The organism is Aeromonas sp. QDB30 (assembly GCF_027707645.1).
Classification (GTDB): Bacteria; Pseudomonadota; Gammaproteobacteria; order Enterobacterales; family Aeromonadaceae; genus Aeromonas; species Aeromonas caviae.
Genome location: NZ_JAPCIY010000055.1, coordinates 21,693 through 29,711 on the forward strand (window position 1 = coordinate 21,693; position 8,019 = coordinate 29,711).

Here is an 8,019-nt window from a genome sequence, read left to right on the forward strand (position 1 = left end):
AAAAGGGAACCCTCGGGTTCCCTTTTGCATATGGGCAGGCGTCAGCCCTTCTGGACCAGCCCTATCTGGCCGGGCTCGCACCACTCGAACGTCACCTCTTCGTGCTTGCCGCAGCAGGAGCCGCCACACAGGCGGCTCTCCCGCTTGGCGACGTGCCCCTTGCGCATCCAGACCCCGAGCATGGCCTCTACCGCATCCTCGGAGGTGTGAAAGTGGCGGGCCAGCGCCCGCCGGCTCACCTTCTTGTGAAGGGCCAGATAGTCCCCCAGTTCACGCAGGATCACAGAATCCCCCCCTCTCGGCGCACTCGCCCCTGACCATGAGCCCCTTCACAGGGTCACCACCTTGCGGGCGACGATGTCGCCGTGACGACGCCCCAGCCACCAGAGCAGCCCCAGGGAGAACAGATAGCTCAGGCTCCAGACCAGGCTCTGCGCCGGGTGGGCGGCGAAGGTCGCCAGTTGATAGAAGAGGGTGGCGCACAGGAAGGCGACGTAGTTGCACCAGGCGGCGGTGAACAGGGCCCACTGGCGACCGGTCTCTCGCACCAGGGCCCCCATGGCGGCGGCGCAGGGCATGTAGAGCAGCACGAACAGCAGGTAGGCAAAGGCTCCGGCCACGCCGTCGAAGTGGGTCTGCATGTTGCCGTAGGTGGAGGTGTCCACCTCCTGGGCCTCGGCTGCCGCCTGCTTGTCCTCCAGATCCCCCACCTTGAGCCCCATGGGATCGGCGGGGTCGATGTCCGCCAGGTTGGCGGGAATGGTGGCCAGCGCCGCTTTCAGGCTGCCCAGCAGGGAGTATTCACTCTCCTCCTCATCACCGGCGCCGCCGGCGTAGAGGCTGTTGAGGGTAGCGACCACCGCCTCCTTGGCAAAGATGCCGGTGAGGATGCCCACCGTGGCCTGCCAGTTGTCGTCCCGCACGCCTATGGGATGCAGCACCGGGGTCACGGACTGGCTCAGCTTGCTCAGCACCGAGTTCTCCTGATCCTGGTTGCCGAAGCTGCCGTCGGTGCCGAGGGAGTTGAGCACGCTCAGCACCGCCACCATCAGGACGATGGTCTTGCCCGCGCCGAAGATGAAGCCCTTGAGTTTCTGCCAGGTGCGCAGCCCCACGTCCACCGGACGGGGCCACTCGTAATCGGGCATCTCCATCACCATGGAGTCGCTCTTGCCCGGCAGCAGGGTGCTGCGCAGGAAGAGGCCGGTGAGCACCGCCACCAGGATGCCGAACAGATAGAGACCGAACACCAGGTTCTGCCCCGACTCGGGGAAGAAGGCCACCGCGAACAGGGCGTAGACCGGCAGACGGGCACCGCAGGACATGAAGGGCGCCATGGCCGAGGTCATCAGCCGCTCGCGCTCCGACCCCAGGGTCCGGGTTGCCATCACCGCGGGCACGGTGCAGCCAAAGCCCATCAGCATGGGGACGAAGGCCTTGCCGGGCAGGCCGAGGCGACGCATCAGGGCGTCCACCACGAAGGCGGCGCGGGCCAGATAGCCGGAGCTCTCCAGCACCGCGAGGAAGAGAAAGAGGCAGCCCACCACGGGGATGAAGGTCGCCACCGTCTGCAAACCGGCACCCACGCCGTCCGCGAGCACGGCCCCCAGCCAGTCGGGGGCACTCATCAGCCCCAGCAGATGGTGCACCCCATCCACGAAGAGGGCCCCCCCGAGGATGTCGAAGAAGTCGATGAAGGCGCTGCCCACCTTGATGGCGAACATGAACATCAGGTACATCACCAGCAGGAAGAAGGGGATGCCCACCCAGCGGTTGAGCAGCACCCTGTCCAGCCGTTCGCTCTGGGCGACGGTGAGCTTGTCCTGATGACGGCACGCCTGCTGGCACCAGTGGTGGATATGGCCGTAGCGCAAATCAGCGAGTTGCAGGTCGATGTCCTGGGCGTGGTGGGCGCGGCTCACCACGTTGTCGGCCGCCGCCTGCTGCCCCGCCGCCAGGGTCTCCAGCATGGCGATGTCTTCCTCCAGCAGGCGCAGGGCGCGGCCACGGCGATGCAGATGATGGGGGGCGAGCAGGGTCTCCAGCTCGGCGATGTCCCCCTCGAGGGGCTGACCGTAGTCGAGCACCAAGGCGGGCTGGGACTGGCCGATAAACTGGTGGATCCCCTCTTTAAAGGCCGCCACCTGCTGGCGATTGTGGGCCGAGAGCGACACCACGGGGCACCCCAGCGCCTTGGCGAGCAAGGCCTCGTCGATGGTGATGCGCCGCTTTTGCAGCAGATCCATCTTGTTGAGCACCACCACCATGGGCAGCCCCAGCTCCCGCAGTTGCAGGGTGAGGTAGAGGGAGCGCTCCAGGTTGGCGGCATCGATGACGTTGAGCAGCAGATCCGGCTGCTGGCGCTGGACGAAGCGGCTGGCGATCTGCTCGTCCAGGCTCGCCTCCTGGTTGGCCAGGGCATAGATGCCGGGCAGGTCCACCAGGGTGTATTCCTGCCCGCGGGCAGCAAAAGCCCCCATCTTCTTGTCGACGGTGACCCCGCTCCAGTTCCCCACCTGCTGGCGGGAGCCGGTCAGGGCGTTGAACAGGGAGGTCTTGCCGCTATTGGGATTGCCCACTGTGACCAGGTTGTAGCTCATACCGGCTCCACCTCGATTTGCTGGGCCAGACTCCGCTGTATGGAGAGGCAGATGCCCTGGCACTGGATCTGGAGCGGGTCCCCCAGGGGGGCGGCCCGTAGATAGAGGATCTCGGTCTGGGGCAGCAGCCCCATCACCATCAGCTTGCGCCGCAAGGCGCGGCCAAGGTGGTTCATGTGCGTGATGCGAGCGCTCTGTCCCGGCGACAGCTCTGTGAGTACCATGACGGGCTCCTGAAGTTAAACAAGAATAATTCGCTTTTAATGGGGGGATTATAAGCTGTGCCCTCAACATTTATTTGCGTAAAATCAAACTCCGCTTAGCTAACCGACAAAGTAATGCCATGAGTCACGACAACAACAGCCGCCTGGTCTACAGCACGGACGGCGGCATGATCAAGGAATCCGCCCCCGCCCAGCACGCCTCCCCCTTCCCCGCCGACGGGGTCGTGCGCATCCGCCGCGAGACCAAGGGACGCAAGGGGGCCGGGGTCATCAGCATCCACGGCGTTCCCGCCGACCAGCAGAAGGCCCTCGCCACCCTGCTCAAGAAGAAGTGCGGTACCGGCGGCGGTCTCAAGGAGGGGGTCATCGAGATCCAGGGGGACAAACGGGACCTCATCAAGGCCGAACTGGAGAAGGCCGGCTTTCAGGTCAAGCTGGTGGGGGGATAATTCCCCATCCCGCGCCTTGCCTCACCGGGGGTTTTTCCCTAGAATGCCCGCTCCCATCGAGGGGGAGTAGTCTCGCCACGGACCCGTTCCGTGCGCGATCCTGATCAACATACTTGGTGCCAACTCACCATGGTCAGGGTGATCCGGGCAATGCCGGATTTGACAAGACCTTTGACGGGCCAGTGCCAAAACCGGGGACGGATGGCGCAGGCTTGTCTTTGGTTTATAACAATTCCGTCCCCCGGTCATTTTTATGGAAGCCTTGTTAACCTCCACCATCAGCGTTGCCATCGCCGAGATCGGCGACAAGACACAGCTGCTGGCCCTGTTGCTCATCTGTCGTTTTCGCAAACCCTGGCCCATCATCGCCGGCATGCTGGCTGCCACCCTGCTCAACCACGCGGGTGCCGCCTGGATAGGGGAATTCATTAGTCGCTGGATGGATCCCAAGGTGATGACCTGGTTGGTCGCTGGCGCCTTCATCGCCATGGCCGCCTGGATCCTGGTGCCGGACAAGATGGACGATGAAGAGAGTTCCCTGGACAAGTACGGCCCCTTCATGGCCACCTTCGTGCTCTTCTTCATCGCCGAGATCGGTGACAAGACCCAGATAGCCACCGTGCTGCTGGCAGCCAAGTACGACTCCCTGATCCAGGTGATCACCGGTACCACCCTCGGCATGATGCTGGCCAACGTGCCCGTGGTGCTGCTCGGCAAGCTCGGGGCCGACAAGCTCCCCCTCAAGGGGATCCGCATTGCCTGCGCCATCCTCTTTGCGGGGCTTGGCATCTCCACCCTGATCTTCGCCTGACTTCCATAGAAGCCGGCGGGAGATCAGCGTGAGCACTGATCGCCACCGCCGCCCCGGACGTCCTTCAGGCCCCCTCCTCACGGCGGGGGCCTTTTTAGTGCAAAGACATGGCCCCGTGCCGCGACCTGTGTCGCAACGCCGACGGCGCCCCTGCCCCGAGACGCGGCGCCGTGCCATAATGCCTTATCTTTCAGGCATCACGGCTTCAGGAGCCCCCATGCACCTCACCTCAAGACAGACCCTGCTCGACTGGGTCAGGCGCGGCCGCCTGCCACGGGCCTCGCTGCCTGCCGCCCTGGCCCTGTGCGATCTGCCCCCCGGCCCTGCCCGCTGGCAGTGGCTGTTCGACAGGCTGCTGCTCTGGCTCGGCTGCCTCTGCCTTGGCGCCGGCCTCGTCTTCTTCGTCGCCTTCAACTGGCAGGCCCTGGGGCGCCTCTCACGTCTCGCCCTGCTGGAGCTGCCGTTGCTCGCCATGCTCCTGGTGCTCTGGCGCAAACACATGAGTGACACCCCGCGCCAGGCCCTGCTGCTCGCCCTGGCCCTCAACCTCGGCGCCCTGCTCGCCCTGGTGGGCCAGACCTACCAGACCGGCGCCGACCCCTGGCAGCTCTTCGCCACCTGGGCCCTGATGCTGCTGCCGCTGGCGGCCCTTGGCAGAAGCCCGCTGCTCTGGACCCTGGCCTGGCTGCTCGGTCAGCTCGCCCTGGTGCTCTACTGGCGGCTCGGCCTTCTCGATCTCTTCTTCTCCTTCAACGAGGAGGCCCTCGGCTGGTGCCTGACCCTGCTCAACGCCGCCCTCTGGGGTCTGCTCATCCTGGTGCCCGCCCGCTACGCCCTGATGCCCTCCTGGCTCGCGGGGCTGGCCGCGGGGCTCGGCATCACCCTGCTCACCCTGCTGGCCCTGTTCGATGCCGCCTCTCCCTGGGTCTGGCCTGCCTGGCTCGCCTGGCTCGGCGCCGCCTACCTGCGCTGGCACCACAGGTTCATCGCCGGGCTCGCCATGGGGTGCCTGAGCCTCATCGCCGTGATCCTCGCGGCCCTTGGCAAGTGGATGGAGCCGGACATGAACGGCTTTTTGCTGCTGGCCCTCATCGCCATCGGCCTGTCGGCGATGGCCAGCCGCTGGCTGCAACAACAACGGAGGCTGCATGTCTGATCTCACCCCCTGGGAGCGCCTGCGTGCTGCCCAACTTGTGGAAGGGGATGCCCCCCGGGATGAACAGCCCCACTGGTCGGGCCGTTTTCTGCTCGGCATGGTGGGCTGGATAGCCGCCCTCTTCCTGCTCTTCTTCCTCTTCATGGCCTTCGAGCAGCTGACCCGCGACCCCAACAACGCCCTCACCATGGGGATGGTGCTGATGGCCGCCGCCCTCGGTCTCAACCGCATGGCGACCCGCAGCGATCTCTGGGATCAGTTTGTGCTGGCGCTGGCGCTGGCGGCAGATGCCTGGCTGCTCTACGGCCTGCTGGACAGGCTGGATCTGAACGTCGCGTGGCTCTGGTTCGGGCTGACCGCCTTCTCCCTCGGGGTGGCCGCCCTGTTCGAGCACTGGCTGATCAGGCTGTTCCACAGCTTCGCCGCCGCCATCCTGCTCACCCTCGCCCTCGCCTGCCTCGGCCTGCACCTGCTGGCCCTGCCGCTGGTGATGGGCGCCGTCGCCCTGTGCTGGCTGCAGGCGGAGCGCGATCCCGCCCGCCATCTGCTCTATGAATCCCTCACCCTGGGGCTGGCACTCTCCCTGCTGGTGCTGGGACGGCTGCACCACCCCCTGTGGGAGGGAGGCACCAGCGTGCTCAATGAGCTCGGCAGCTCCCGCCTGCCCCTCTGGCTCAATCCCCTGCTCTGCGCCGCCCTGCTGCTCGCGGTCATGGTTCGCCTCAGGCTGCCGCTGCGCTACGGGCTGCCGCTGGTGGTGATCAGCGCCATCATTCCCGGCATGGGGGCTGGCGCCCTGGTGCTGGTGCTCGGCTTCTACGCCGGCAGCCTGGCCCTGATGACCCTGGCAGGCCTCCTGCTGCTCGGCTTTGGCTCCCTCTATTACTACGATCTGGGGCTGACCCTGATGACCAAGTCCTGGCTGCTGCTCGCCTCGGGGGCCCTGCTGCTCGGTACCCGTCAGTGGCTCAAGCACCTTCACAACGGGAGCCCCTCATGAGACGCCTCGCCTTTTTGCTGACCGGTCTTGCCCTGCTCGCCGGCATCAACGCCGCCGTCTGGCGCTTCGAGCACGCCATGAGCCAGGGGGAGGTGGTGCTGATCGAGCTGGCACCGGTCGACCCCCGCTCCCTGATGCAGGGGGACTACATGCGCCTGAACTACGCCCTCGCCCGCCAGCTGGCGGGCCGCCAGGCCGCCGCCGGCCCCCACACCCTGGTCGTTCGCCTGGATGAACATCAGGTGGTGCACTGGGTGGAAGGGGGTAAGCCCGAGGCCCCGGGCCCGGGGGAGCGTCTGCTCAAGGTGCGCCAGCGCGACGGCCAGTGGTTTATCGGGCCTGACGCCTTCTTCTTCGAAGAGGGCACGGGAGATCAGTATGAGTCGGCCCGCTACGGCGAGTTTCGTCTGCAGGAGGATGGCAGCACCCTGCTGGTGGGGCTGAGGGATGAGGCGTTCACCCCCCTGGGTCACACCCGCCCGGCCTGGTAAAAAGGGGGCGCCGACCCGGTTGTGAGTGGCAAGATGATGACGGCCCCCGGCGGATAACGTCTGCGCCGGGTGGCGAAACGCCGTGACTTGGCAACACTTGAAACTGGGCACTCGGCAGCAGGACAGTCAGGATGAACATAGACATTGCAGTCCCCCTTCGCAGACTGGTCGCCTGCGCCGCCCTCGCGGCCATGGTCTGGGGCACTCCCGCGACCCAGGCCAGCCCGGCGCTCGCCAGCCTGCACTACCTCACCGAAGAGTACAAACCCTACAACTTCACCGGGGAGGATGGCGCCCCGACCGGCTTTGCCATCGACCTGCTGCACCTGGTGTGGCAAAAGACCGGCACCCCTGTCCAGCCCGTCAGCATCCTCCCCTGGGCCAGGGGTTACTACCTGCTGACCCAGAAACCCAATGTGGTGCTCTTCTCCACCGCCCGCACCGAGGCGCGCAATCCCCTGTTCAAGTGGGCCTGCCCCATCGGCTATGCCGAGATAGTGTTGATGGGGCTCGCCAGTCGCCCCCTGACCTTGACCCGCCTGGAAGATGCCCAGCGCTACACCATAGGCGCCGTGCGATCCGATGTGGGGGAGCAACTGCTGCTCAACGCCGGCTTCGACGAGCAGAAGATCATGACCGCCAACCGCCTCTCCCAGGCCCTGCGCATGCTCACCTCGGGCCGGGTCGAGCTGATCTCCAGCAACAAATCCACCCTGCTGGATCTCATCAAGACCCAGCAGCTGGATCCCGCCCAGTTCGAGGTGCGCTGGATGTTGAGCTCCGAGCAGTACTGCTTCGCCTTCAGCCACCCGGTGGACGATGCCCTGGTCAGGGAGTTCCAGCTCGGCCTGACCCAGGTGCTGGCCAGCAGCGACTTCCAGCAGCTCCAGCACAAATACTTCCCCTCCCCCTGACCTTTTCCCCCGCCGGGGCCGCCATGGCCCCGGCCCGCCTTTGAGCCAGCGCACGAAACCCGTTTAATGTTCGCCACTTGCAACGACAAGGGGTGAAGCAGACCGCCTCGGGTCCGTAATATAGGGCGCAGGAGCCTGTTGGCCCCTTTTTCACGGCAAGGGGCAGGGCGCACGGTGGCAGCGACAGTCAGGGGCGGCAGCGTGCCCGCTGGCCGCCTTCATCGGGCAGCGCCGCGCTCACGCCCTTCCCCACCATCTCTCCGATCTCTTGGGAATACACATGCACAACACAGCGAATTGACATCCTCCCCCACCTTAGCGCTTCGCGTCACAGGAGGGGGATTCCCATTACTGGGTGATAGCTGCTCGCGCAG

At 65.7% G+C, this 8,019-nt stretch carries 9 protein-coding genes; 6 read left to right on the forward strand and 3 right to left on the reverse strand.

The features are described 5' to 3' along the window. Positions 1-41 precede the first annotated feature (41 nt). Genes PG896_RS15285 through PG896_RS15295 form a run of 3 tightly spaced genes read right to left on the reverse strand, consistent with a single transcriptional unit; the run spans position 42 to position 2,824 of the window. Entirely contained in the window at positions 42-284 is a 243-nt protein-coding gene (locus PG896_RS15285) for a FeoC-like transcriptional regulator (RefSeq protein WP_045524273.1), read from the reverse strand. 45 nt (positions 285-329) lie between these two features. Further along, a complete protein-coding gene (gene feoB / locus PG896_RS15290) occupies positions 330-2,600 on the reverse strand; it encodes a Fe(2+) transporter permease subunit FeoB (protein WP_216986899.1) in 2,271 nt (756 codons plus the stop codon). Further along, positions 2,597-2,824: a FeoA family protein gene (locus tag PG896_RS15295; protein ID WP_270835884.1), complete on the reverse strand. Its 228-nt coding sequence runs from the start codon at positions 2,822-2,824 to the stop codon at positions 2,597-2,599. The genes feoB and PG896_RS15295 overlap by 4 nt, the downstream gene beginning before the upstream one ends. Positions 2,825-2,943: 119 nt before the next feature. Between PG896_RS15295 and PG896_RS15300 the strand changes: the two genes are divergently transcribed. From PG896_RS15300 to PG896_RS15325, 6 genes are all read left to right on the forward strand, one after another. Then, entirely contained in the window at positions 2,944-3,273 is a 330-nt protein-coding gene (locus tag PG896_RS15300; RefSeq protein ID WP_042864056.1) for a translation initiation factor, read from the forward strand. A 253-nt stretch (positions 3,274-3,526) separates the two neighbouring features. Then, on the forward strand, positions 3,527-4,084 hold the full coding sequence (locus PG896_RS15305) for a TMEM165/GDT1 family protein (protein WP_010675206.1): 558 nt from the start codon (positions 3,527-3,529) through the stop codon (positions 4,082-4,084). Between the two features lie 217 nt (positions 4,085-4,301). Beyond that, a complete protein-coding gene (locus PG896_RS15310) occupies positions 4,302-5,240 on the forward strand; it encodes a DUF2157 domain-containing protein (protein WP_210538985.1) in 939 nt (312 codons plus the stop codon). Next, positions 5,233-6,240 carry a DUF4401 domain-containing protein gene (locus tag PG896_RS15315; RefSeq protein ID WP_042014995.1) on the forward strand — a complete coding sequence of 336 codons (1,008 nt, stop codon included), beginning with the start codon at positions 5,233-5,235 and terminating at the stop codon, positions 6,238-6,240. The genes PG896_RS15310 and PG896_RS15315 overlap by 8 nt, the downstream gene beginning before the upstream one ends. After that, the gene (locus tag PG896_RS15320) at positions 6,237-6,731 is read left to right on the forward strand and encodes a GDYXXLXY domain-containing protein (RefSeq protein WP_109422597.1); all 495 of its coding nucleotides are present in this window, start codon (positions 6,237-6,239) and stop codon (positions 6,729-6,731) included. The genes PG896_RS15315 and PG896_RS15320 overlap by 4 nt, the downstream gene beginning before the upstream one ends. A gap of 191 nt (positions 6,732-6,922) precedes the next feature. After that, positions 6,923-7,645 carry a substrate-binding periplasmic protein gene (locus tag PG896_RS15325; RefSeq protein ID WP_042880787.1) on the forward strand — a complete coding sequence of 241 codons (723 nt, stop codon included), beginning with the start codon at positions 6,923-6,925 and terminating at the stop codon, positions 7,643-7,645. Positions 7,646-8,019: the final 374 nt, after the last annotated feature.